Here is a 23,863-nt window from a genome sequence, read left to right as displayed (position 1 = left end):
CTGAAACCACTAGATCCGGCCGAGATCTTCCGCCGTATCCACATCAACCAATTCATCCACCAGAGCAATTCGAGCGCCACGCAAAGACGCCATTGAATCGGCCAGCGCATTGGCCGAAGACCATCGCACACCAGCGAACAAACCGGCGGGTGCATGCGCGGCATTGTGAACGCCGACCAACCAATAGCCACCATCATCTGACGGACCGAAAACAGCATCATGACCCCCCAGCGCCCGAAAGGCCCGCCAGATGGCCGCAGGTGTGATGCTAGGTATGTCCGCGCCAATCACACAAACCGGGCCGGGCGGCGCAGCGCGCATCATCCGGGCCATGCGATCACCCAGATTTCCGGGACCTTGTGGCAAACGCTCGTATTGCGCGGGAAAACACCGGCTGTTCACGGCGCCGTCCGGCGCCACGGCCAAAACTACATCCCAGCGGGGATCGCTCAGTTTGCGCAGCAATCGGCGCACCGCATGGCGAAACCACCACGCAGACGCCGTCAGACCAATATCGCGACCCAGGCGGGTTTTGACCCGGCCTGCACGCGGTTCCTTGACCATGATGATCAGCGTTCGGTTCACAGCGGGCGCACCATGTCGCGATGTGGAATCCCTGCATCGTCGTATTGGTCACCACGGGCTTCGAAACCCAACTTCTCATAGAACGGAATCGCATGGTCCTGCGCGCTCAAATATGCCTGCGTCAGCTTTGGTCTCCGGGCAAATAGCGTAAGACTGGCATCGATCAAAGCTTCGCCCAACCCTCGACCGCGATAGGATTTGAGAACACAGATCCGCCCGATCTTTCCGGTCGCACCATCATACAGCAACCGGGCCGTGGCGACCGGCTGATCTCCGTCGCGAACCAAAAGATGCGTTGCCTCTTGGTCCAGATCATCCCATTCGTCAGCCTCGGCGATGCCTTGCTCTTCAATGAAGACCGCGCGACGCAGAGCATGGCAGGCGTCAATGTCCTGCGTGGTCTCAATCTGAAAACTCATGCAAAATAGTCGCGCAAAATGCGTCCGTAGATCGACTTCAGCTGGTGAATTTGCGCCACTTCCACCCGTTCATCAACGGCGTGCATGGTTTTCCCAACAAGCCCGAATTCCACCACAGGGCAATGGTTCTTTACGAACCGCGCATCCGACGTCCCACCAGTCGTGGAAAGCTCGGGGACCTGATTTGTTTCGACCTGCACAGCCTGACCGATCAGATTGGACAACGGTCCGGGTGGCGTCAGGAAGCTTTCACCGGAAATCTTGATTTTGACCTCGGTTTGCGTGCCAAACTCTTTGTCCACGGCCGCAGCCTCTTGGTGCAACCACTGGGAAAGATCCGCGCCGCTATGCGTGTCGTTGAACCGGATATTCACACAGGCAGTTGTCTCGGCTGGAATAACGTTGGTTGCGCTATTGCCGGTCTCGATGCTGACCAGGGCAAGGGTCGAGGCATCAAAGTGGTCTGTGCCTTCATCCAAGACACGAGAGCAAAGCCGGTCTGATAGACGGGCCACCGCTGGCATCGGATTCAATGCGCGGTGCGGATAGGCCGAATGCCCCTGTTTGCCCCGTACCGTGAACCATGCTGTCAAGGAACCGCGGCGGCCAATCTTCATCATCTGCCCCATGTAGTCAGGGCTGGTCGGCTCTCCTACGAGGCATACGGACATTTGCTCGCCCTGTTCATGCATCCAATCCAGCAGGGCCACAGTTCCATCAACGGCATCGCCCTCTTCGTCTCCGGTGATCGTCAGGATCACGGCCCCTTCGGGTGGCGTTTCGCGCACAAAGTCGACCGCAGCAGCAGCAAAGGCCGCGACGCCTGATTTCATGTCAGTCGTTCCGCGCCCGTACATGAAACCATCGATGATTTCCGCGCCAAAAGGATCCTGGGTCCAATCTTCGATGCGACCCAAAGGCACGACATCCGTGTGACCATTGAAACCAAAACTCCGGTCTGCTCCCTTATCGCCCCAACGAGCAAACAAATTGCTGACACCGCCTCGATCAACACGGGCGCAAAAGAAGCCTGCGTCTTCCAGCAGCGCTTGCAGTAAGACCAATGCACCGCCTTCCTCTGGCGTCACCGAAGGGCAGCGAACCAGAGAAGCGGTCAATTCAACTGGGCAAATGGGTGATGTCATCTAGCAAGCTCCGGCGATTTTGCCACAGGGCTAACGCGCAGAGCCGCCAATGGCAAATGTGACAGAAATACATCGCGAATTCGGCCATTTAGGGGCCGCAACCATGAGTTTTGATTCACAAACACAAGCATTGCGTGCTAAGAAAAATTATAAAACAACAAAAATGCCGTAGGCAGGCGAGCAGATACACCCGCAAATCAAGAGGCCAAAAAGGCCCGTTTGCAAGGGAACCCATGCCTTCGGTCGGAGAGTGAGTCAGGCATGGTTGCAGCGTCCGAGCTGCCGATCAACATCAATGCCAGTGCAATCCAGATGGCGCAAACCATCATGGGTGACGGTGTTACTGTTGTCTCGGCCAGTTACACAGGAGACGGTCGGTCTTCGGGTATCTATTCTGATGGACTGGCGACATCGCCCGGCGTGACGCCTTCGGATACGGGGGTTATCCTGTCGACAGGGCGCGCACAGGATTTCACGAACTCTTCAGGGCAATCAAACCAAAGCAACAGCACCAGCACAAATACGTCTGGGCAAAACAACAACGCGCAGTTCAATGCAGCCGCTGGCGCGCGTACTTACGACGCCTCGTATATCGACATTGATTTCATTCCCACTGGATCAACGATGACGATCCAGTTCGTCTTTTCGTCAGAAGAATACCCGGAGTTCCAGAACTCCGTGTATCAGGACTTTGTTGGCGTGTGGGTCAACGGTGCGCAGGTCGACATGACCATCGGCGATGGCGACATCGACCCAAACAACCTGAACGCCAACAGCAACGAAAACCTGTTCTTCGACAACACAACCGACGACTACAACACCGAAATGGACGGGTTCACTGTCACCATGACGTTGACGATGAACGTCACGCCTGGTGTCGTAAACTCTATTCGGATTGGCGTCGCAGACGTGGTGGATTCGAGCTATGACTCGAACCTCCTGATTGCGGCGGACAGCGTGCAAACAGTGCTTGTCGCGCAGGACGACAGCGTCGAAATCTATCCCAACGGCACCAAGACCATCGATGCCCTCGCCAACGACGGCAATGCCACCGGGGGCACTTTGACGATCACCCACATCAACGGTGTTGCGGTCTCAGCCGGAGACACGGTGACGCTGAACACTGGGCAGCAGGTTACGTTGAACGCCGATGGCACAATGACCATCACCGGCGATGGTGACGTTGAAACGGTGAACTACACCTACACTGTCGAAAGCTCGACCGGGCAATCCGACGTTGGCTTTGTAACGGTTGAATCCGTGCCGTGTTTCGTAGCCGGAACACTGATTGCGACACCCGACGGCCTACGTGCCGTTGAGGATTTGCGTTCAGGTGATGTCGTTTTGACCCGCGACAATGGCCGCCAGGAAATCCGCTGGCGCGGCGAACGCATTGTTGAAGCAGCTGGAGATCTTGCGCCCGTTCGCATTGCGGCAGGCGCAATGGGTGATCACGATACCGTTCTGGTTTCGCCTCAGCACAGGATCCTTGTGCAGGATGTTATGGCTCATCTTCTTTTCGAAGAACCCGAAGTTCTGGCCGCAGCAAAGCATCTTGTGAACGACAGTTCGATCCGCGTCGTCGAAGGCGGAACCGTTCACTATGTGCACTTGCTGTTTGATCAGCATGAATTGATCTGGGCCAATGGTCTTCTCAGCGAGAGCTTTTTACCAGGCCCGCAGACATCTGGTTTGTTCGAAGCCGAAACCTTGGCTGAGATCGTCTCCATTTTCCCTGAACTCGATCCCGGAACCGGCGAGGGCTACGGTCCGCCTGCGCGGCGCATCTTGCAGGGCTTCGAAGCGCGTGTGCTCGCGAACGGGTTCGCAGCATGAGCTGGATTGCTATAGCCGGACAAGAACGATCATGGGTCTGCCCCAAGACGTTCAGTCAGCCCAACAGCCATCTGATGCCGCGCGGTTCGATCATGATCGAGACGCGACTTTCACCTGACGGCAGACCTCAGACTCTGTTGTCCTATCAGCGGCAGCACCCTTGGGTTGGGTCCATCTCTTTCCGGGCAGTACCAGGCGGCGGCATTGTTCTGGTGATGACGCAGGGGAGTGAAGTGTTTCACACGGTCCTGCAACACGACTATGACGCCCGAGCCGACGTGCTGCGCATCACGTTTGTTTGGGACAGCGAGCGCCGCTTTGGCCGGGTTGCATTGGAAAAACCCGACAGTGACGTCGTGATGCTGCAGGATACACCGCCCCCACCGCCGATGTTGACCGAAGACATTCATACGCTGGCGCGTCGTCCGCAACTGATCGAAAAAGATCCCGATGTAGTTTTTTTCGCAGTGTCCGATTCCGTGGAACCGGTCGGCCCGATGCCTACACTGTCTGCGCAGGTTCCCGTTCTGACGTCGCAAGGCTATCGCCGGATTGGCGATCTGCAATGCGGCGATCTGGTTCAGACGCGGACTTCGGGGCAGGTTCCGGTTCTGCAACGGGTGTCCCGCAGACTACCAGCATTCGGATCCTTCCGACCTGTCCGCCTCCGGGCGCCCTATTTCGGCTTGGAGCGAGACATGGTTGTCTCACCACAGCAAAGGCTGGTGATCGGCGGGTCCGAGGTCGAATACATTTTCGGCAGGCAGGCCGTATTGATCCCGGCCCATAGTCTGGTCAACGGATTTGCGGCAGTTCATGAAGACAATCATATGACGGTTCGGTATCACAATCTGCTGCTGCCGGGGCATGAACCTGTCATCGCATGCGGAGCCGAAGTGGAAAGCCTGTATATCGGCCGGCTGCGACGCCGCAAGGAAATGCTGGAACAATCCATACTGGCAAACTGTCCCAAGTCATTGCTGCCGGAACATGCGCGCGCCGGCCTGCAAACCCTGAAATCCTTTGAAGCGATCATTCTGGCCGAAGCCAGAGCGGCGTGACACCACACAACGCCCGATAAGCGTCGATCAGGCCTTGGATTTCGCGGCACCGTCGCCTTCGTCATAGAACGGTGTGACCTGTGCCACGATGACCGCGTTTTCTTGTAGTGCGCGATCCATCAGATCCTGCTCGTCCTCGCCGATTTCATGACCCTGCGCCACGCGTTCCTCAGCTGTCCCGTAGCCCGTCACGTCCAATGGTGCCATGTCGGCCTGTTTGAGTATCGCGACGGTTTCGCGGACGGCCTCGGCTTCGTCGACGCCGCTCGCATAACACATAAGGGCAGCGCCGGTTGCCTTCTTGGGCAGACCGTCCCCAGATTTGCGTCCTACTTCAACCAAGAGCGTATAGACCTGCTGGCGTTTGGTTTCTTTCTTTTTGGTCATTCTGTCTCCGACTCTTTCCAGCGGGATTTCGCGGCCCAAAAGGATGAGAAAATCAGCACGGCCTGAATGGGGATAAACCCAACCGCAAACATGGCCGCAATCGTGGCCCACAGTGGAAAGTTCATTGAGGTTGCCAAGGATTGAAACGGGCCCCAAAGCAAACTGAAAACCGCAGCCAGACACAACCCGTCGAACACGACAGGCAGCCATGCGCCGGGCCAACTCGGGCGGATCCCTTTTGCCAATCGGGACTTGGCCAGCATCCGGGACAGGATCATTTGCAGCGAATGTAGGTTCGCGCCCAGCCCCGCGACAGGACGGCAACGCCTTCGAATGTCGGATAAACCATCATGCGCTCAGTCCAGGCCTCGCCTTCGCCATTGCATTTGGCGTCGTAGAGATAGGTGCCATCCATCCCGCGAACAGACACAGGGTTGGTCAAGGAACAGCGGCTTTCGACAAATTCGATCTGATCACCGGCAATCGTAATCGCACCATCGCTATAGGCCTGCGGATCACAGGCCTGTGCCGGGTTCATATCCGGCCAGTAATACCGGCCGTCCAAAGACTGCGCCGACAACGGCGCAGCCAAGGCAGTCAGAATTAAAGCCAGACGAACCATTAGTCGCGCAACAGTTCGTTGATACCAGTCTTCGAGCGGGTCCGTTCATCGACGCGCTTTACGATCACCGCGCAATAGAGGTTGATGCCATTCTTGGACGGCATCGACCCTGCAACCACCACCGAATAGGGCGGAACTTCGCCATACATGACTTCGCCGGTTTCGCGATCAACGATCTTGGTCGATTGCCCGATGAAAACGCCCATGCCAAGCACCGAACCTTCACGGACGATGCAGCCTTCGACCACTTCTGAACGCGCGCCGATAAAGCAGTTGTCTTCAATGATGGTCGGACCCGCCTGCATTGGCTCGAGAACACCGCCAATGCCAACGCCACCCGACAGGTGCACGTTCTTGCCGATCTGCGCGCAAGAGCCGACCGTGGCCCATGTGTCGACCATGGTGCCTTCGTCGACAAAGGCACCAAGGTTCACAAAGGACGGCATCAGGACAACACCCGGCGCGATAAAGGCAGACTTGCGAACCACGCAGTTCGGAACCGCGCGAAAGCCAGCGGCCTTCCATTCGTTATCGCCCCAGCCTTTGAATTTGCTGTCGACCTTGTCCCACCAACCGGAACCCTGTGGGCCACCGTCTTGCTGTTCCATGTCTTTGATCCGGAACCCAAGCAATACAGCCTTCTTGGCCCATTGATTTACATGCCAGCTGCCGTCACCCTGGCGTTCTGCAACACGCAACGATCCACTGTCGAGCGCATTGAGCGTGTCTTCGATTGCTTCGCGCTGTTCGCCTGTTGTGGCAGGTGTGATTGTATCACGTGCCTCCCAGGCGGCTTCGATAGCGGCTTCAAGCTGTGCATTGGACATGGCGGTCTCCGTCGGCATCCGGTTAAAACTCTGGGCGCCTTAGACACGAAACCGCCATGCTGCGCAATCGCCACGGTTCTTAGACCGCGAACTTAGCGACCTGCTGCGTGCTCATGCAATTGGTACAAGACGCAGCCGGAAATCTGGCTTGCCGCGAACAAAGCGTATCAGACAGAGCTTCGAGGTCTTGCACACTGCGCAAATCACGGATGTTCAGGCCAAAGTGGTCTTCAACAAAGTTACAAGGCGCAATCGTTCCTTGTTCGTCAATAAACCAGAAGTCCTATGCCTATTCTGACCGTAGATATTGCTCTCTTGGCTCTTGCTCCTGAGGGGCTGCTTGTCGGGACAATGACGCGGGGCAGCGCGCCGTTCGCTGGCCAACAAGCGCTGCCCGGGGGATATGTCCATACCGACGAAGACCAAGACACCGAAGCAACCGCTCGGCGTGTGCTGCTGGAGAAACTGGGATTGCGCGATATCCTGTGTGAGCAAGTCGCGACTTTTTCGAGCGCAGACAGAGATCCGCGCGGCTGGTCAGCTTCTGTGACGTACTTTGCCGTCATTTCGTTGCAGGATTTCGAATCCGTCGACCAGGCAACCAATCTGAAATGGGTCCCGCTCACCAACCCCGGAAAGCTGGCTTTTGATCATGCCGAAATCTGCCAACACGTGCATCGGCGCATTCAATCAAAGGCCATTTATTCAACCTTGCCCGCGTGGTTCCTGCCAAAACATTTCACCCTGGCTGAACTACGCCAGACATATGAACGGCTCAGCGGGCAAAGCCTGAACGACAGCGCATTTCGCCGCAAAGTCCGGGAATTGGATATGTTGGCCGAAGTCGAAGGCGCCAAGAGCAAAGACACTGCGCGCCCTGCGCAGTTGTACCGCCTCAAAGAAGCAAAGTTGACGGATTTCGACCGGAAAATTTGATTGGATAAGCCGCGCTAATTTTAGTTTGCCAGCGGATCCGGCGCGATGTTCCCACCGCAAACCAGAACAGCCACCCTTTCGCCGGCGGAGGGCAAATAGGCACCACACCGCAGTGCGGCCAAAGCACAGGCCCCCGCAGGCTCAACCAACTGCCTGTGCGCGCGCCACAGCACCGATTGCGCATCCTCGATGGCCTTATCGGGAACCAATGCTACCGAGGTGCCCGACGCCTTGGCCAAATCATAACAAATGGATCCAATCCTGCGGGCGCCCAGAGCATTCGCAGCAACGCCCGATATCGGCACGTCCACGGGCTCCCCGGCCTTTAACGCCGCATCCAGAGCATTGCAGGTCTCCGGCTCGACAGCGATGATTTTGCGTGCGCTGTGCCCTTGCGCCCAGGCCAGCGCCCCCGCAATCAACCCGCCGCCACCAACAGCGATCAAAACAGTATCGGCCGTCAGCCCCTGATCTTCCCATTCGCGCAAGACCGTGCCCTGCCCCGCAACAGTCAGTTGCGCATCATAGGGATGAACCTGCATCGCTCCGGTTTTCTGTTCATATTCGGCGGCCATCGCAGCCGCATCTGCATATTGCCCGGGCACCACCGTCAAATCTGCGCCCGCACTTTCAATCAGGGCAATTTTCGCGGGCCCGGCGATTTCAGGAACAAAAATCCGGGCCGCATAGCCCAAAGACCGCGCGGCGTAAGCAACCGCTGCACCGTGATTGCCACCAGATGCAGCCACGATGCCAGCACTGGGCACATCTGATCCGATCAGCGTATTGAACGCACCCCGTGTCTTGAAGCTGCCCATATGCTGCGTTTGCTCTAACTTCAAATCGACCGGAGAATCCCAAACGGCGTCTGATGTCATGACAGGCGTGACCTGCACATGTCCCTTGATGCGCCCGGCTGCGAGTTCGATCTGCTGTGTCCAATCCATTGGCATTGCCCCCTGAGCTACTGGCGCTTGGAATCAGGACGCTATAACTCTGGGGCACAGCGAACAAGGAAGCACATTATGAAAGACGACCGCCGCAGCCCGTTTCGTGACGCGGGAACCGACAGACATGCTGCCGAAGGTGTGCCGCGCACACCACAAACTACAAACCCGGCGTACCGTCTGGCCTTTGCCGACGAAGATTTCATGTGCCGGGACGAATTGCGTCCGGTTCGTTTGCAGCTGGAACTTCTGAAGTTCGAAATGCTTTTGGATGAGCACGGCATCGACAGCACGATTGTGCTGTTTGGTGGCGCGCGCATTCCCGCGCCCGATCAAAAGGACAAAGCGCGCACCAAAACACTGGCGGACCTGTCACGGTTCTACGATGAAGCCCGGTCCTTTGCGGCGCTCATGACGCGTAAATCGCTGGAGACCGGAAGCCGTGACTACGTGGTCTGCACGGGTGGTGGCCCCGGTGTAATGGAAGCCGGCAACCGCGGGGCCATTGACGAAAACGGGGTCTCTATCGGATTGAACATCGTGCTCCCGCATGAACAGGCACCAAACGAATACGTGACACCAGACCTGTCGTTCAATTTTCACTATTTCGCGATCCGCAAAATGCATTTCTTGATGCGGGCGCGGGCCATCTGCGTTTTTCCGGGCGGATTCGGCACACTCGATGAGTTGTTCGAAGCGCTGACACTGATCCAGACAGGCCGCATGAAACGTGTGCCGTTCCTGCTCTTTGGCCGCGCCTTCTGGGAAAGTATCATCAATTGGGACGCGCTGTCGGAGGCAGGCACCATCAGTGCCGAAGATCTCGACCTGTTCCGATTTGTGGAAACTGCCGAAGAAGCCGCTGAGATCATCGAAAACTGGAGCCCGGCGCCCGCCCGCGATGGCATTCCCGGACGGTGACCTGAAAAACGGTCTTTGAGACTGCTAGGAAGTCGCGGGCGTCAGTGACGTTTCGCGGCTTCCAACAAAGAGCCCTGCTCAACCCAGCGGCCAATGACTGTACGGGCTGCTTCAACGTCATTTTCGTCGATCGCGGTGCGCAGATCCTTGAGAGCCGTCGCCATTTCGAATTCGGACAGATAGCCTTCCTGTGCGCGCAGGATCTTGTTGTGCGGCGTCGTCAGCATGTCGGGCTCGATCAACAACTCTTCGTGCAGTTTCTCACCGTCCCGCAGCCCCGTGACCTTGATCTCGATATCCCCGTCAGGGTTGCGCCCATCCTTGACCGTATAGCCAGCACCTTCGATCATCTGCTGCGCCAGCCGTTTGATCGGAACCGGCTTGCCCATATCGAGCACAAAGACTTCGCCACCGTGCGCAAAAGAGCCTGCCAGCAGAACCAAGCGTGCCGCTTCGGAAATGGTCATGAAGTAGCGTGTCACTTCACCATGTGTAAGCGTGACAGGACCACCGCGTGCGATTTGTTCTTCGAACAGTGGAATGACCGAACCGCTCGAGCCCAGCACATTCCCAAAGCGTACCATCGAAAACCGCGTGCCAACGCTGCGTGTTGCCAGATCCTGTACGATCAGTTCAGCCAGACGCTTGGACGCCCCCATAACGTTCGTGGGGCGCACAGCCTTGTCCGATGACACAAGGATGAAACGATCAACACCCGCGTCGCGCGCGGCGTCCGCCAGAATCTTTGTACCGATAACGTTGTTCTGAAGCCCTGCAATCGGGTTGCGCTCAACCAAGGGCAAATGCTTGTAAGCCGCCGCATGCAAGACAACCTCAACATTGTTCTGCACCAGCGTTTCGCGCACCAGTCGTTCGTTGTTGACCGATCCAAGCACCGGAACAATGCGCAGTGATTTGCTGATCGAGCGCAGTTCCTTGTCGATATTGTAAAGCGCCAGTTCCGAGTGATCGAGCAGAACAACGCATTCCGGTTTGCAGGCAATCAACTGGCGGCACAGCTCAGACCCGATGGAACCACCGGCGCCCGTGATCATGATGCGACGGCCAGAGTAAGCGTGGCTGACCGCAGGCAGTTCTTTTTCCAGTCCACCACGACCCAGCAGGTCATCCAGCGAAACCGGAGAAACCCTTTTGCGCAGATCACCATCTCCAACCAGTTCGGCAAACGACGGCAAAGCATGCACCTCGCATCCGACTGTCCGCAGTTTGTGCGCAATCCTTGCCAGCGCAGGCGGGCTGATCGAAGGCATTGCCAGCACAACACGCTGGATGTCTTTGTCGGCAACCAGATCCTCAATGCTCGAAGGCGCGTGTACACGCAGACCTGAGACAACGAGGCTTTGCAAAGTGGGGTTGTCATCAACAAAGGCCACAGGATGGATCGCATCATCGTGACGCAAGGCCGCAACCAGCTGTTGTCCGGTCTGGCCTGCGCCGTAGATCAAAACCCGCATACGGTTTTTGCCACGGCGGTAAATCTGGATCGTCAATTGCCGCAGAATGATCCGCCATGCGGCGCATCCGACCAGCACAAGCAGGCTGAAGATGAAGAACACGCCGGTCGGCAGTCCAACGCCCAGCGCGCGGTCAATCAGAACGCCCGATAGTCCCAATGCGAAAGAAAAGGCCGCGGTGCGAATGATGCCGCGCGTCTCATAGGCGTTCAGCTTGATGCGTGGCAGACCCAGCCACCACGACAGACCTACGCCTGCTACCGCCAGCGCCGCCATCAAGGGGAGCATGTTCATGAGAGTGCTCTCAGTCCACGGCACCCAAGCCGCGAGCAAGACCGCGACTGGCAGTGCTGCCAGACTTGTGAGCGTGTCGATGGACGTGAAGAGCGCTTGCTTGTGCCCGCGCGTCATTCTCGTCAGCAACTCATAAAACATTCCCAGTTCCCTTAGCCCTGATGAAACAGGTCCTTTTTTGGTTCTTTGACAAATCACTTGGCGAAAACAATAAAAGCAAAATATGCATTACAGCCTACACGGAACGCCCAAAAATGAGGCGTTTTGGCTATCCGAAAGCCTTGATACTCCTACGTCAATGCCAGTTAACCAGACAAGTCAGGAAATGCTGCAAGTGCGTAGTTCGGCGATTTTTTTCTGACTGTGATGCAAATTGCGACGTTTTCTCGCCGATGCGTAGAGGATTGGGCTGCCCTACCGTACAGCGGGAACACGGTTGAAAACGGCCAAATCCAACGATTCGGCAACACCAAGCGGCCCCTCAGGCATTGAGCCCTTTTCCGTGGTGCCTGCCTGATATAAGGACCGCGCCAGTTCTGGTGCGCGAATGCACAGGACAAGAATCGATAGGAGGGCCAAATGGGCTACAAGGTCGTCGTCGCGGGCGCCACAGGCAATGTGGGCCGCGAAATGCTGAACATCCTCGCCGAACGGGAATTCCCGGTCGACGAACTCGCTGCACTGGCATCACGCCGGTCGCTGGGCACGGAGGTCAGCTTTGGCGAAAAAACCCTGAAGACCCAGGACCTCGACACGTTTGATTTCACGGGCTGGGACATCGCTCTTTTTGCGATCGGTTCTGATGCGACCAAGAAGTACGCACCGATCGCGGCCAAGGCAGGCTGTGTGGTGATCGATAACTCGTCCTTGTATCGCTACGATCCGGACGTGCCGCTGATCGTGCCAGAGGTCAACGCGGATGCTGTTCTGGGCTACACCAAGAAGAACATCATCGCCAATCCGAACTGCTCGACCGCTCAGATGGTTGTGGCGCTTAAGCCGCTTCACGATCGGGCCAAGATCAAGCGCGTTGTCGTTTCGACCTACCAGTCGGTTTCCGGTTCGGGAAAAGACGCTATGGACGAACTGTGGGAACAGACCAAGGCGGTCTACAATCCCGTCAAGGAAGTTCCACCAAAGGTCTACACCAAGCAGATCGCATTCAACGTGATCCCGCACATCGACGTGTTCCTGGACGACGGTTCCACCAAAGAAGAATGGAAGATGGTCGCCGAAACCAAAAAGATCGTCGATCCATCCATCAAGGTAACCGCAACTTGCGTGCGTGTTCCTGTCTTTGTCGGACATGCGGAATCGATCAACATCGAAACCGAAGACTTTCTCGATGAAGACGAGGCCCGTGACATCCTGCGTGAAAGCCCCGGGATCATGGTTGTCGACAAGCGCGAAGACGGCGGCTACGCGACACCCGTCGAATGCGTCGGTGATTTCGCAACCTTCATCAGCCGTATCCGGCAGGACAGCACCATCGACAATGGTCTGAATTTCTGGTGCGTGTCGGATAACCTGCGCAAAGGCGCTGCGTTGAACGCCGTGCAGATTGCCGAAGTTCTTGGACAAAAAGCCCTGAAAAAGGGCTGAGACCAAAAAAGCAAATGGTTCAGGGCCGGCCTATGGGTCGGCCCTTTGCTTTTGTCACACGTCGAAATGTGGCAGCAAAGCACTCGATTTTGTCAACAATCAACAAAATGCCTTTGGTTTGACCACGCTCTGCCAACATGGTGCCCCGATGCTTTGTCAATCTTTCCTTACAGCCGGTTGCAGGACCGGATAACCTTATCGGAGGAAAGAGCAGTGACCTACGATCTAGCAAACATGGCCCGTGCCCGACGTATTCGCGCACTTGCCGCCCTTTCAGGCCCAAGACGCGCGCGCCCGACACGCGCCCGTTTCTTTAAACGCCCGGCAATGAAAATGCCGCTGGCCGCTTGACCGGAAGACACCTCATATGAACCGCCCGCCGAAGTCACACGGCGGGCGGTTTCAATTCCAAGGTCAAAAGTATTTCGGGTCAGCCCAGCGGGCCGAACCATTGGAACGTGATCAGAACAGTCCAAACGAGTACCGCGCGTTCTGCCTTGTTGACCCACGACTTCCGGAGAACGGTATGAAACACACTCCATCAATTTTTGAACAAGGGGCCTTGGCTCCGGTTAGCCACAGCATGCCCGCACCATTGGACAGTGAAACACGCGCTCTATTGCGCGGTTTTATCGCCCCGGTTCTGGAAACCTCAAAAGACTGGTCTGAACTGAGCAACCGACTGCGCAAGAAAGGGTATGACGTTGGTTTTCGCCAAGGTCATTTGGTGGTGATCAATGACACCGGCGCCCCGCTTTGCACCGGCTCTATGTTAGGCGTCCCTCTTCGTGAGATTGCCGCGCGTATTGGCCGACCAAGCGTCCGCGCAACTCCAGACGGTCTGGCCGGAGCGTTGCAGCCCTAGGCCGGACTCACTCGGTTCACAGAACAGCTTCTTCTTCGTTCGTAACGTCAAAGTCGAGCAGATCCAGCCCGGTTTCGAGATGATCGGACAAATGAGGAGTGCCTATCAAATAATCTGCGGTTGGTGTGCTGGCCTCGGCAAAGGCCGTCTTGTAGGCCTCACTCCATTCCTGCGCTTCGAAAGCGCCTCTACCAATCCACATGATTGCCGTCAGCGCAGCCTGCGCTTCTTCGTCCATCCGGTCTATCAATCCACGCAACTCTGCCTCGGCGCGACCGAGTTCCCGAGCCATAACAATGACGGTTGCGACTTGCCTGACACTAATCTTGTCCATGACGGTTCTCCTGTCCTGATCACAAGAGCATCATGCATGATCGTTTAGTGCCTGCGCTTTGATCTCACGCAAAGAGCCGATAGTAGAGCCAATCCGGAAGAAACTGGCTGCCCCGGAACAGCAGGGAAAATGCCGTGGGGAAGCTCTTTTTGAAGCGCGTGGTGTTCAGATGTTCAAAATACGCGCGCGCCGCATCTTCCGGCTCCATGATGAACGGCATTTTGAAGCTGTTTTTCTCGGTCAGTCGGGTTTTCACAAATCCCGGATTGACCAGTTGGACAGAAACACCGCTGCGCCTTAGATCGGCATACAGCGACTCTGCCAGCGCCATAACGCCCGCTTTGGATGCCACGTAAGGGGCCGCATCGGGCAGCCCGCGAAATCCTGACAATGAACCGGTCAAAACAATATGGCCATATCCGCGTTCGGCGAACCGCGGGACAATCACGCCCATCAGGCGCATGACGCCGGTAAAATTGATGTCTGCCATCATATTGGCCTGTTCGGCATCCCAGGCCTTGGCCCCGAACGGCCAGTAGACACCGGCCATTTGGATCACACCGTCAATATCACCGATTTCATCTGCCACCTGCGACAGCGCATCACCGTCAGTTATATCAACAGGTTTGACGACTGACCGCCCCGGCAGAGCTGCGGCCAACGCTTGAAGTTTGTCTTCTGAGCGTGCGGACAAAACCAGTTCAACACCAGCACGAGAAAGCTGATGCGCCAGCGCTTCTCCCAGTCCTTCCGAGGCTCCAACGAGCCAGTACCGTTTACCTTGCCACTCTCGCATAGCCCATTCCTACACCGTTGATTTGGGGCGCATTGTTGCAACCAGTTCAGCGACCTTGATGCCGAATTTCCGAAACTGGCTGCGGTTTATGATCGTTCCGTTCGGAGCCAGATACATCCAGTCCACTGTATCCAGAACATGTCCGCCCGCATCTTCCGGCAGTTTGATCCGGTACCGCAGTTGCAGGCTTGGACCGCTTTGGGTGCCCTCGCCTTCTCCCACGACATCCGCAGCGGTTGCCTTGACGCGGCCATCGTTGCCAAGCGTCAGGTTCCATTCGCGGTTCTGGACAGAGCCATCGGAATAGGTGAACAGCTCTTTCATGACGCCGGTGTTGCCTTCCCAATGCGCCTCGAAGTCGCCAACAAAGCGTGAAGTGACGCGCCCGGTTGGGCCGTAAATCACACCTTCGCAGCTGATCGGACCATTCAGGTGACGACGCAGGTCAAGTGCTTCGCCGGTGGCATTTTTGTAGTCTTCCGGGTTTTGACCGACAAAGCCGAAATACCGGGTCTTCAGGACCCCGAGTATCAGCATGACGACCGAACCCAGCACCACGTAATATAGCGCTTCCATCACGGCTCCTCGTTGATCGGGGTGGCCGCCAGCAAGGCAATCGCCACCAGTTTCAAAAGGCAGGGCACCCCGGCATAAAGCATGCTGAGCCAAGTCAGCGCTGACGCCGGATTCTGCGTACCCGTTTCAAACCCCTGCATTTCCAGAAGAGGAAGTAGGGCGACAGCGGCAAAAGCCAACGTAAACTTCGAAACAAACGACCACAGGGCAAATCCTTCAGATGCGCCGGGGGCGACTTTGGCCAATCTGCGGGCAAACATCGCAGGCAAAAGCGTCATGTCTGCGCCCAACGCAGCGCCCGACGCAAAACAGATCAGACCAAAGAAAACGACGTCGCCCGGGCCAAGCGCCAAAGCACCACCAAAGGCAACAATCGCCAGCACCATCGCAGCCATCAAAACGCGCTTTGCGCCATACCGCTCAGCCAGAAGGCCCCAGACCGGCGCAGCAACTGCGGCTGCTAGAAAGAAAAACAACAGCAGCGCGCCCTCCCATCCCGGCGCCTCAAGACGGCTTTCGACAAAGAACAAAAACAACGTCGAAGACACCGCAACCGGCGCCGCATTGAGCAAGGCAATCAACAAAAGCCTTCGGGCCAAAGGGTCGCGCAATACATATTGGAAGCCAGTGCTGGGCACCGCCGCAGCCACCCGCCACTCATGTCTCATGAAGATCGCCGCGATGATGCAGACAGCTGAAAAAGCGAGCGCAAACCCCACAAAGGGGGCGACGCCAAACGCCTGCATGACGCTAGGCAAAAGTGAAGCAAGACACACACCGAGCAAAGCGCCAGTTTCACGCCAGCGCGCCAGTCGAAGATGGCCCTGACCCGGCAACTGTGCAGCTTTGACAACCCCGGTGGCATAGAAGGCGATGTTCAGAAAACTGAAACTGGAAAAAACAAGGGTAAGCATCAGCGCGAACCACCACAGCGGGTCGATGGGCGGGCTGATTGCAAACAGGCCAATCATGCCTGCGCACATCCCGAACACGCCCAGCGCGACCGCCTGTCCACGCTTAGCGCCCAAAGCGCCGGATAGCTTGCCAAACAGCGGGTCTTGCACGACATCGATCAGACGAAGCGCAAAAAGCATCGCACCCAACGATCCAAGGCTAACGCCATAGGTATCCACATAGAATTTGGGCGCATGGATATAGATCGGCAGCCCTGCTGCAGCCAACGCACCGGCAAAGACCGCATAGCCACCAAGGCGCTGTGTCACTGGCTGACTTCTTCCATAGGCGGCTCTGGGCGGTTGCGATACCGGGCCCCTTTCCACCACAGCTTCAGCGCTTGCCAATGGATCAATGCCAACACGCGTCTCGCCCCAAACGGCCGGGCGATGGCCGAGCGCAGAATGGAAACATTGGTCAGTTTTTTCCGCGGCCCACAGAACGTTGCGATCAATCCGCCTTTGGAGGAGGTGTAGTTGATCCACACACCAACCTTGGCCGCCGTGACATCAAACCGGAATTTGTACCCACCTTCGATAGGCTGGAACGGGGAGACGTGGAAAATCTTTTGCGCCGTCATGGTATCCGTCTTCAAAATCGGAGACCGATCCGGCTTTACGCACAGATAGGAATGCCGATCACCAAACGTGTTGGTTACCTCGGCGATAACCGCGATCAGACGGTCCTCGGTATCATGCGCCAACCAAAAGGAAACCGGATTGAACACATGGCCCAGCATACGCGGCTGAGCGAGCAGTTCCAGACGTCCGCCTGCTTGGATCTGATGCGTCGCCAACACGTCACGCGCCCAGACAGCGCCTTGTCCCTGTCCCGGCTCCCCGCCGTGATCTTTGTCATGCAGGGATGTCAGATTGGCTTTGTTGCGGCCGAAAAGCGCTGGAGTCTTTACCGGCTTTTCCGCATCCAGAAGGACATAGTCCACGGAATAGCGAAATGCGTTACCAATCGCACCTTTGCGGCCGTGAAACGTGTACCCGGCAATGTGATCGATCTGGTTCATTCGGCGGCCAACATCACTGCCGAACGGGCGCGAATGGCCTCGACAACATCGACCGCTGACGACAAACCGTCTTCGTGAAAGCCGTTCTTCATCCAAGCGCCACAGAACCACGTGTTGCCCGTTCCATTGTTCGCTGCCACCAGCTTTTGAGCCTCAAGCGCTGCCAGATCGTATACGGGGTGACGCAGTACACATTCGTCATAGATCAGCTCATCCCGAATTGGGCGCGTGGTGTTGAGCGTCACAAACATCGGGTCGTCTTGGGGAATAGGCTGAAGGCAATTCATCCAATACGTCAGATCGATGGTATTCATCTGCTTTCCGGCGGCCTCGGTGTAGTTCCATGAGGACCATGTAACCTTGCGCTTGGGCATGATGCTTTCATCCGCATGCAGGACGACGCGATTGGGCTGATAGCCTACGGCGCCCAGCGTTCCGCGTTCGGTCGGGGTTGCATCACCCAGCAAACGCAGGCTGTCATCCGAGTGAGTGGCGAAAATCACATCGTCGAAGTCTTCCCAATCGCCTTTTGCTTTGATCTGCACGCCGCCAGGAATGCGCCTCACTGTATCCACCGGCGTTCCCAACCGCAAAGTGACCCCTTGGGATTTCATTGCCGCGCCCAACCGGTTCACATATTCAATCGACCCGCCATCAACGGTGTACCACTGGTGTTGACCGGTATGGTGCAACAACGCGTGGTTTTCGAAAAACTGGATCAGCGCATGCGCCGGAAAGTCGAGTATTTTTTCCGTTGGTGTCGACCAGATCGCGCCGGAAAGCGGCAGCAGATAGTAGTCGCGGAACCAATCCCCGGTTCCGAGATTGTCCAGAAAATCGCCGAGGCTGAGTGAACGATCCTGTGCTTCATCCAGCGCGCGCGCATTGAATTTAACAATGTCGCGGACCATGCCCAAAAACTTGGGATTAAAAGCGTTGCGCTTTTGCGCGAACAGCGCTCCCAGAGTGCGCAGACCGTATTCCAGCTCACCGCCGCGCAGTGATGCCGAAAAACTCATGTCGGATTTCGTCACCGGAACGTCGAGGCTTTCGAACAAGCGGGCCATGTGCGGATAGTTGGCGTAGTTGAACACGATAAAGCCGGTGTCCACGGGTTGATCGCCACGCTTTCCCGCCATTTTTGTCCGCGCATGACCGCCCAAACGCGGTTCGGCCTCGTACAATGTTACGTGGTTGTCGCCGGCCAGCATATGCGCTGCGCCCATGCCCGAAATTCCGGCGCCGATCACGGCAATTTTTCGGGAGGCGCCTGCGCGGGCTTCGAATGGCATATGCTCTTGCTCCAAGTTTAAGACTGTCTAGTTAGATTTACGGCTTATCCGTCCACTTGGATGCAAAAAACTTGGAAAATATTTTTGATCCGATAGGCTGATCCCTGCGTAGACTCTACATGTTTGGCAATTCTGCGCTTCTTGACCCTAGCGACCAGACTTCCGCAACTGCGGGAGCCTCGACGCATGACGTCAATGCCAAACGAAGCGTTGGGAAGTCAAAAGTGGGTCTGCAAAACCCTGAAATTGCTGCGAACTGGGTCAATTGCTTGATCCGTATTCGGGATCATCGGGACGAAAGCGCCTTTATAGAGGTGTTTCAGCACTTCGCACCACGGGTGAAGTCGTTTCTGATGAAATCCGGTGCGGATGCGGCGCTGGCGGAAGAGTGCGTTCAGGAGGTCATGGCGACCGTCTGGCACAAGGCCAGACTGTTCGATCCAGAGCGCGCTTCGGTGTCAACGTGGATATTCACGATTGCCCGAAACAAAAAGATCGACGTTCTGCGCAAACACAAACGCCCAGAACCAGAAGACCTGCCTTGGGGTCCAGAGGCAGAGCCGGATCAAGCCGAAGTGCTTGGCCTGCAACAGGAGAGTGAACACCTCAGCGTAGCAATCGCTGCGCTGCCCGACACACAACGGGAACTGATCGAAAAAGCCTACTACGGCGACCTGAGCCATTCAGAAATCGCCGCGCAGACGGGGCTTCCACTGGGCACGATCAAATCCCGCATTAGATTAGCGCTGGAGCGGTTGAGACGCTCCATGGAAACGAGTTGAATAGATGACGCAAGACATCAACCATCATCTGACAGATGACCTGATCATGGCATATTCGGCAGGGATACTTCCCGAGGCCGTGAACCTGATCGTGGCCACGCACATCTCGCTGTGCGATGAATGCCGCGCTGCCGTCGAAAGCCATGACGCCCTTGGCGGTGCGGTCATCGAAAACACAGAGGCCGTCGAGGTTTCGGAGGCATGCCTGTCAGGCGCATTGGACTTGATCCGCAACGGCGCGTGGTCGGCACCCGAAACGCCGGTTTACAAGGACGATCCCGTTCTGCCAGCACCGCTGCGTGACTATGTGGGCGGCAGCCTTGACGATGTAAACTGGCGTCCAGTTGGCATGGGCGTCAAGCAAGCTATCCTGCCAACTGAAGACGGAGAGGCCACGGCCCGCCTGCTGTTCATCCCAGCAGGCACCGCGATCCCGGACCATGGCCACAAGGGCATGGAACTTACTCTGGTGCTGAAAGGTGCTTTCTCTGATGACGACGGCTACTTTGCGCGTGGTGACATCGAAGTTGCGCACGAGGATGTCCATCACACGCCGGTTGCAGATATCTCCGAAGATTGCATCTGCCTTGCCGTCACAGACGCGCCGCTTCAGTTCAAGGGGCTTATCCCGCGTCTTGCGCAGCCGTTCCTGAAAATCTGATCACATCCCGAACCGGCAGGCCCACCCTGCCCGTTCCATGCGGAGCTCCCCCTCCGCTGCCTTGATGGCGCAGCACAAAGCTGCGCCATTTTTTCATTCACGCCCTCGTGCGTGACCTGCCATTGCCCATGACATGGAATTCAGCCTACTCAGGCACATGCGCCTGTTTCTGCTGACCACCCTTACCATGATCGCTTTTGCGGCAAACTCGGTTTTGAATCGCGCGGCTTTGGCCAGCGGCGGGATTGGCGCCATTGAGTTTGCAAACATCCGACTGATCGCCGGCGCAGCAATGCTGGCCATTCTGGCACTGGCGCTCAGGCGCCAATTTGTCTTTGGCGGCCCAGGGCGGATTGCCGCTGTTGTCGGGCTCTTGCTGTATCTTTTCGGTTTCTCTCTCGCCTATGTTTCTTTGGATTCCGGCCTTGGCGCACTGATCCTGTTCGGCACAGTTCAGATCACGATGTTCTCGGGCAGCGTCTTGGGCGGCGAAAGACCTCCGGCCCAACGCTGGCTTGGGGCGGGTCTGGCATTTGGTGGCTTGGCGTGGCTGCTTTGGCCAACAGGACAAATGGATCTCAGCCTCATACATGCTGTGGCGATGATTGCGGCGGGGATCGGCTGGGGTGTCTATTCTCTGGCCGGGCGCAAGGCGAACGATCCGTTGCTGGCGACAGCCGCCAATTTCGTGATCGCCGTGCCGCTGGGCCTGATAATGACCGCAGCGCTACCGGTTCAAATGGATCCTGTCGCCTGGACAAATACCGGCATTGGTCTTGCCGTGATCTCAGGGGCAATCACCTCAGGGCTTGGTTACGCGCTTTGGTACACTGTGCTGCCGCGCCTGGCCGGTACGGTAGCAGCCGTTGCACAACTGACAGTGCCGATCATCGCCATGTTGGGCGGCATGCTTTTCTTGAACGAAGCCCTAACCTTGGATTTCGTCATAGCTGCGGCTTTGGTCCTTGGCGGAGTGACACTGTCAGTCGTCCGCTGGAACAAAAGCTAACGCTGAATCGGCTCCAGCGGATCGTAGTGAAACCCACCGTCAAAAGCGATGCGCTCAAGGCTGGATGGCTTGAGACTGATCCGTGCCACTTCTGCCCGGCTGAAAAAACGGCGCGTGTCCACCACGCCTTCGGGATCCACCCAGGCATCGTCCAGAGATCCGTCCAGTAATTCACAACGAAAAAAGACTTCTACCTGATGAAAACTGCCGTCCGGATCATGGAATTCATTGACCAGACACGGCGCACCAACGGCGATCTGCAAGCCGCACTCTTCATAAACCTCGCGCATGAGGTTGTCCGGCAAACTGCTGCCACGTTCGACCCCGCCCCCCGGCGCACACCACAGCGCACTTTTGCCGCCCGGCCAAGCATTCACCAACAAGAGCTTTTCTTGGTAAATGAGCACGGCACGTGCGGCCAAACGGGGCGGAGAAGTGCGGGTTTGCATGGGTGTGCTCCTTTCCCCCTTTATTAGGCGGGGCACGCCCGCTATTCCAGCGCCATGACCCGACTTGCTGCTTTGATACTCTCAGCTTTGATAACAATGCCTGTTGCCGGACAGGCGCAGGATCGCGACTGCATTGTGATGCTGCACGGCCTTGCACGCAGCCCGTATTCCTTTGCGTTGATGGCCGAGTTCTTTGAATACCGTGGTTACGAAGTGGTTGTTCCCGGGTACCCGTCCACGCAGGCCCGCGTGCAGACATTGGCCGATGATCTGCTGCCGCAAGCTGTGGCGGCATGCGGAAACGCGCAAGTGAACTTTGTCACGCATTCGATGGGCGGGATTTTGTTGCGCTTCTGGCTCAAGGACAATCGCCCCGAAAACTTGGGCAGCGTTGTCATGCTCGCCCCACCCAACCAAGGCAGTGAACTGGTCGACGAACTCGGCGGCTGGGAGATTTTCAACTGGATTAACGGCCCGGCCGGTACGCAGTTGGGCACAGGTCCGGATGATCTGCCCCGCCTGTTGCCGCTGGTCGATTTTCCACTGGGCGTGATCGCGGGGTCGCAATCCCTGAACCCAGCATTTTCAGCGATTGTTCCCGGCGTGGATGATGGCAAGGTATCCGTCGAGTCCACCAAGGTTGCAGGTATGAGCGGGCATTTAACCATGCCCGTCACCCATACTTTTATCATGCAGTCACCAGCTGTCATGGCTCAGACCGCGCTGTTCCTTGAAGAAGGCAGGTTCGACAAGGACCTCGACTGGGCGTCTTACTTTGAACCACAACAATTGGCCTGTTTTCTGGGCCTGTGCGATGAGACCGAAGATGACGATTGAGATCACCCTGACCGGCGCGCGGGTTCTTCGCCCGAGCGGGTGGGATGACGGCCCGCTTGGTCTTGGCGCTGGCCAGGTGTGGGACGACGCAACCGGCAGACAGGTGGACTTGCGCGGATATGATGTGCTTCCGGGGATTGTCGATGCGCATGGCGATGGTTTTGAACGTCATATGGCCCCACGCCGTGGCGCGTTGCGCGAACGTGATGCAGGCATGTGGGCTGTCGCCAATGAACTTGCCTCGAACGGCATCACAACCGCGATGCTTGCACAATTCTGGAGCTGGGAAGGTGGTCTGCGTGGACCCGAGTTTGCCCTCGAGGTTCTGGACTCTATCGCCGTGACAAACCCGCGGGTTCCGGTGGACCTGCGCCCTCAACTCCGGATCGAAACACACTATCTGGAGGCCTTTGAACAAGCCGAACATGCGATTAAGCAATTTGGTGTCGGTTATGTGGTGATGAACGATCACCTGCCCCATGACAGGCTCGCTGCCGGACGCACGCCCAAACGATTGACCGGTCAGGCTTTGAAGTCCGGCCGCAACCCGGCCGATCACCTTGCACTTATGCAACGCCTGCACCAAGCCGGTGATCAGGTTCCGGCCATGATGGACAGCCTCTGCGCGCGACTGTCAGCGCAGGGTGTCCTGATCGGAAGTCACGACGACGATACGCCTCAGAGTGTCGAAACATGGAGTGCGCGCGGAGCGCGCGTTTCCGAATTTCCTGAAACCCCTCAGGCAGCCGAGGCGGCGCGTGCTCTCGGGATGGGCACGGTCATGGGCGCGCCGAATGTTGTGCGGGGCGCCTCGCATGCTGGCAAAGTTGCCGCCAAGGACATCATCGCATCCGGCCTATGCGACGCTCTTGCTTCGGACTATCACTACCCATCCCCCGCAAGGGCCGCATGGCGCTGCATCGAACTTGGCTTGCTGAACGAAGCCGAGGCTTGGGCTTTGGTTTCCAGTGGTCCTGCGCGCCTGTTGGGCCTGGCTGACCGCGGCACGCTCGAAACCGGCAAACGCGCCGATCTTATTGTCATGGATCGCGAAACCCGCCAAATCGTTGCGACGATTGCCGGTGGAGAAATGGCATTTTTGTCCGGCAAGGTTGCGGCACGCTTTGTTGCGTGACCAAGCGTTCCAACAGATTCCGACTGCCTCGGGGTGATTTAGACGAAAGCCAAAGAGCCTGACCCCCCACGGCCAATCGCACGCCCCATAGTACA

Annotated in this window: 29 protein-coding genes; 13 read left to right on the top strand and 16 right to left on the bottom strand. The window is 57.1% G+C overall.

All coding sequences use genetic code 11. The annotated features are described in order from the left end of the window. Positions 1 to 9: 9 nt before the first annotated feature. Genes PFY00_RS03545 through dapE form a run of 3 tightly spaced genes read right to left on the bottom strand, consistent with a single transcriptional unit; the run spans position 10 to position 2,149 of the window. A complete protein-coding gene (locus tag PFY00_RS03545) occupies positions 10 to 585 on the bottom strand; it encodes a TIGR04282 family arsenosugar biosynthesis glycosyltransferase (protein WP_271431123.1) in 576 nt (191 codons plus the stop codon). Continuing rightward, a complete protein-coding gene (locus PFY00_RS03540; protein WP_271431122.1) occupies positions 582 to 1,004 on the bottom strand; it encodes a GNAT family N-acetyltransferase in 423 nt (140 codons plus the stop codon). Before PFY00_RS03540 ends, PFY00_RS03545 begins: the two co-directional genes overlap by 4 nt. Next, positions 1,001 to 2,149: a succinyl-diaminopimelate desuccinylase gene (dapE, locus tag PFY00_RS03535; RefSeq protein WP_271431121.1), complete on the bottom strand. Its 1,149-nt coding sequence runs from the start codon at positions 2,147 to 2,149 to the stop codon at positions 1,001 to 1,003. The genes PFY00_RS03540 and dapE overlap by 4 nt, the downstream gene beginning before the upstream one ends. A 49-nt stretch (positions 2,150 to 2,198) precedes the next feature. Here dapE and PFY00_RS03530 point away from each other — a divergent pair, with 49 nt between their 5' ends. The 3 genes from PFY00_RS03530 (at position 2,199) to PFY00_RS03520 (ending at position 5,046) form a co-directional block, all read left to right on the top strand. Further along, entirely contained in the window at positions 2,199 to 2,321 is a 123-nt protein-coding gene (locus PFY00_RS03530) for a hypothetical protein (protein WP_271431120.1), read from the top strand. Positions 2,322 to 2,410: 89 nt separating this feature from the next. After that, positions 2,411 to 3,985, top strand: coding sequence for a Hint domain-containing protein (locus tag PFY00_RS03525; RefSeq protein WP_271431119.1), 1,575 nt, complete (start codon positions 2,411 to 2,413; stop codon positions 3,983 to 3,985). Beyond that, positions 3,982 to 5,046 carry a Hint domain-containing protein gene (locus PFY00_RS03520; protein ID WP_271431118.1) on the top strand — a complete coding sequence of 355 codons (1,065 nt, stop codon included), beginning with the start codon at positions 3,982 to 3,984 and terminating at the stop codon, positions 5,044 to 5,046. The genes PFY00_RS03525 and PFY00_RS03520 overlap by 4 nt, the downstream gene beginning before the upstream one ends. A 27-nt stretch (positions 5,047 to 5,073) precedes the next feature. Here the strand turns inward: PFY00_RS03520 and PFY00_RS03515 are convergent, their stop codons facing one another. Genes PFY00_RS03515 through dapD form a run of 4 tightly spaced genes read right to left on the bottom strand, consistent with a single transcriptional unit; the run spans position 5,074 to position 6,882 of the window. Beyond that, positions 5,074 to 5,433 carry a hypothetical protein gene (locus PFY00_RS03515; RefSeq protein ID WP_271431117.1) on the bottom strand — a complete coding sequence of 120 codons (360 nt, stop codon included), beginning with the start codon at positions 5,431 to 5,433 and terminating at the stop codon, positions 5,074 to 5,076. Next, on the bottom strand, positions 5,430 to 5,711 hold the full coding sequence (locus PFY00_RS03510) for a hypothetical protein (RefSeq protein WP_271431116.1): 282 nt from the start codon (positions 5,709 to 5,711) through the stop codon (positions 5,430 to 5,432). The genes PFY00_RS03515 and PFY00_RS03510 overlap by 4 nt, the downstream gene beginning before the upstream one ends. Continuing rightward, positions 5,708 to 6,055 carry a hypothetical protein gene (locus PFY00_RS03505; RefSeq protein WP_271431115.1) on the bottom strand — a complete coding sequence of 116 codons (348 nt, stop codon included), beginning with the start codon at positions 6,053 to 6,055 and terminating at the stop codon, positions 5,708 to 5,710. The genes PFY00_RS03510 and PFY00_RS03505 overlap by 4 nt, the downstream gene beginning before the upstream one ends. After that, positions 6,055 to 6,882, bottom strand: coding sequence for a 2,3,4,5-tetrahydropyridine-2,6-dicarboxylate N-succinyltransferase (gene dapD / locus PFY00_RS03500; protein ID WP_271431114.1), 828 nt, complete (start codon positions 6,880 to 6,882; stop codon positions 6,055 to 6,057). Before dapD ends, PFY00_RS03505 begins: the two co-directional genes overlap by 1 nt. 351 nt (positions 6,883 to 7,233) lie before the next feature. On the opposite strand from dapD, the gene PFY00_RS03495 reads away from it, so the two are divergent. Beyond that, positions 7,234 to 7,818, top strand: a complete 585-nt coding sequence (locus tag PFY00_RS03495; protein WP_271431113.1) for an NUDIX hydrolase — start codon at positions 7,234 to 7,236, stop codon at positions 7,816 to 7,818. Between the two features lie 20 nt (positions 7,819 to 7,838). Here the strand turns inward: PFY00_RS03495 and PFY00_RS03490 are convergent, their stop codons facing one another. After that, on the bottom strand, positions 7,839 to 8,765 hold the full coding sequence (locus PFY00_RS03490) for a threonine/serine dehydratase (RefSeq protein WP_271431112.1): 927 nt from the start codon (positions 8,763 to 8,765) through the stop codon (positions 7,839 to 7,841). A 78-nt stretch (positions 8,766 to 8,843) separates the two neighbouring features. On the opposite strand from PFY00_RS03490, the gene PFY00_RS03485 reads away from it, so the two are divergent. Then, positions 8,844 to 9,686, top strand: coding sequence for an LOG family protein (locus tag PFY00_RS03485; RefSeq protein ID WP_271431111.1), 843 nt, complete (start codon positions 8,844 to 8,846; stop codon positions 9,684 to 9,686). A gap of 41 nt (positions 9,687 to 9,727) precedes the next feature. Here the strand turns inward: PFY00_RS03485 and PFY00_RS03480 are convergent, their stop codons facing one another. Continuing rightward, entirely contained in the window at positions 9,728 to 11,596 is a 1,869-nt protein-coding gene (locus PFY00_RS03480) for a nucleoside-diphosphate sugar epimerase/dehydratase (RefSeq protein WP_271431110.1), read from the bottom strand. 438 nt (positions 11,597 to 12,034) lie between these two features. On the opposite strand from PFY00_RS03480, the gene PFY00_RS03475 reads away from it, so the two are divergent. The 3 genes from PFY00_RS03475 (at position 12,035) to PFY00_RS03465 (ending at position 13,922) form a co-directional block, all read left to right on the top strand. Continuing rightward, on the top strand, positions 12,035 to 13,057 hold the full coding sequence (locus PFY00_RS03475) for an aspartate-semialdehyde dehydrogenase (RefSeq protein WP_271431109.1): 1,023 nt from the start codon (positions 12,035 to 12,037) through the stop codon (positions 13,055 to 13,057). A gap of 213 nt (positions 13,058 to 13,270) precedes the next feature. Then, positions 13,271 to 13,408, top strand: coding sequence for a hypothetical protein (locus tag PFY00_RS03470; protein WP_271431108.1), 138 nt, complete (start codon positions 13,271 to 13,273; stop codon positions 13,406 to 13,408). A gap of 232 nt (positions 13,409 to 13,640) precedes the next feature. Next, on the top strand, positions 13,641 to 13,922 hold the full coding sequence (locus PFY00_RS03465; protein ID WP_271431107.1) for a hypothetical protein: 282 nt from the start codon (positions 13,641 to 13,643) through the stop codon (positions 13,920 to 13,922). Between the two features lie 16 nt (positions 13,923 to 13,938). Here PFY00_RS03465 and PFY00_RS03460 read toward each other — a convergent pair whose 3' ends face one another. The 6 genes from PFY00_RS03460 to PFY00_RS03435 form a co-directional block, all read right to left on the bottom strand. Further along, positions 13,939 to 14,256 (bottom strand): DUF3775 domain-containing protein, encoded by a 318-nt coding sequence (locus tag PFY00_RS03460; protein ID WP_271431106.1) that lies wholly within the window; start codon positions 14,254 to 14,256, stop codon positions 13,939 to 13,941. Positions 14,257 to 14,320: 64 nt separating this feature from the next. After that, positions 14,321 to 15,052, bottom strand: coding sequence for an SDR family NAD(P)-dependent oxidoreductase (locus tag PFY00_RS03455; protein ID WP_271431105.1), 732 nt, complete (start codon positions 15,050 to 15,052; stop codon positions 14,321 to 14,323). Positions 15,053 to 15,061: 9 nt separating this feature from the next. Beyond that, positions 15,062 to 15,628 carry a DUF3833 domain-containing protein gene (locus PFY00_RS03450; RefSeq protein ID WP_271431104.1) on the bottom strand — a complete coding sequence of 189 codons (567 nt, stop codon included), beginning with the start codon at positions 15,626 to 15,628 and terminating at the stop codon, positions 15,062 to 15,064. Next, positions 15,628 to 16,851 (bottom strand): MFS transporter, encoded by a 1,224-nt coding sequence (locus PFY00_RS03445; protein ID WP_271431103.1) that lies wholly within the window; start codon positions 16,849 to 16,851, stop codon positions 15,628 to 15,630. The genes PFY00_RS03450 and PFY00_RS03445 overlap by 1 nt, the downstream gene beginning before the upstream one ends. Next, positions 16,848 to 17,603, bottom strand: a complete 756-nt coding sequence (locus tag PFY00_RS03440; RefSeq protein WP_271431102.1) for a DUF1365 domain-containing protein — start codon at positions 17,601 to 17,603, stop codon at positions 16,848 to 16,850. Before PFY00_RS03440 ends, PFY00_RS03445 begins: the two co-directional genes overlap by 4 nt. After that, on the bottom strand, positions 17,600 to 18,895 hold the full coding sequence (locus tag PFY00_RS03435) for an NAD(P)/FAD-dependent oxidoreductase (protein ID WP_271431101.1): 1,296 nt from the start codon (positions 18,893 to 18,895) through the stop codon (positions 17,600 to 17,602). Before PFY00_RS03435 ends, PFY00_RS03440 begins: the two co-directional genes overlap by 4 nt. A gap of 224 nt (positions 18,896 to 19,119) precedes the next feature. Here PFY00_RS03435 and PFY00_RS03430 point away from each other — a divergent pair, with 224 nt between their 5' ends. From PFY00_RS03430 to PFY00_RS03420, 3 genes are all read left to right on the top strand, one after another. Next, positions 19,120 to 19,677, top strand: coding sequence for a sigma-70 family RNA polymerase sigma factor (locus tag PFY00_RS03430; RefSeq protein ID WP_333908189.1), 558 nt, complete (start codon positions 19,120 to 19,122; stop codon positions 19,675 to 19,677). Positions 19,678 to 19,681: 4 nt separating this feature from the next. After that, entirely contained in the window at positions 19,682 to 20,338 is a 657-nt protein-coding gene (locus PFY00_RS03425; RefSeq protein ID WP_271431099.1) for a ChrR family anti-sigma-E factor, read from the top strand. Positions 20,339 to 20,495: 157 nt separating this feature from the next. Continuing rightward, the gene (locus PFY00_RS03420; RefSeq protein ID WP_271431098.1) at positions 20,496 to 21,347 is read left to right on the top strand and encodes a DMT family transporter; all 852 of its coding nucleotides are present in this window, start codon (positions 20,496 to 20,498) and stop codon (positions 21,345 to 21,347) included. Here the strand turns inward: PFY00_RS03420 and PFY00_RS03415 are convergent. Then, positions 21,344 to 21,796: an NUDIX domain-containing protein gene (locus PFY00_RS03415; protein WP_271431097.1), complete on the bottom strand. Its 453-nt coding sequence runs from the start codon at positions 21,794 to 21,796 to the stop codon at positions 21,344 to 21,346. The genes PFY00_RS03420 and PFY00_RS03415 overlap by 4 nt on opposite strands. 54 nt (positions 21,797 to 21,850) lie before the next feature. On the opposite strand from PFY00_RS03415, the gene PFY00_RS03410 reads away from it, so the two are divergent. Both PFY00_RS03410 and PFY00_RS03405 read left to right on the top strand, forming a co-directional pair. After that, positions 21,851 to 22,633, top strand: coding sequence for an esterase/lipase family protein (locus PFY00_RS03410; protein ID WP_408648434.1), 783 nt, complete (start codon positions 21,851 to 21,853; stop codon positions 22,631 to 22,633). Next, a complete protein-coding gene (locus PFY00_RS03405) occupies positions 22,623 to 23,768 on the top strand; it encodes an alpha-D-ribose 1-methylphosphonate 5-triphosphate diphosphatase (RefSeq protein WP_271431096.1) in 1,146 nt (381 codons plus the stop codon). The genes PFY00_RS03410 and PFY00_RS03405 overlap by 11 nt, the downstream gene beginning before the upstream one ends. Positions 23,769 to 23,863 lie beyond the last annotated feature (95 nt).

The organism is Thalassococcus lentus (assembly GCF_028023555.1).
GTDB lineage: Bacteria > Pseudomonadota > Alphaproteobacteria > Rhodobacterales > Rhodobacteraceae > Thalassococcus_A > Thalassococcus_A lentus.
Note: the sequence above shows the minus strand (reverse complement) of the source record. Positions and strands in the feature narration are given on the sequence as shown.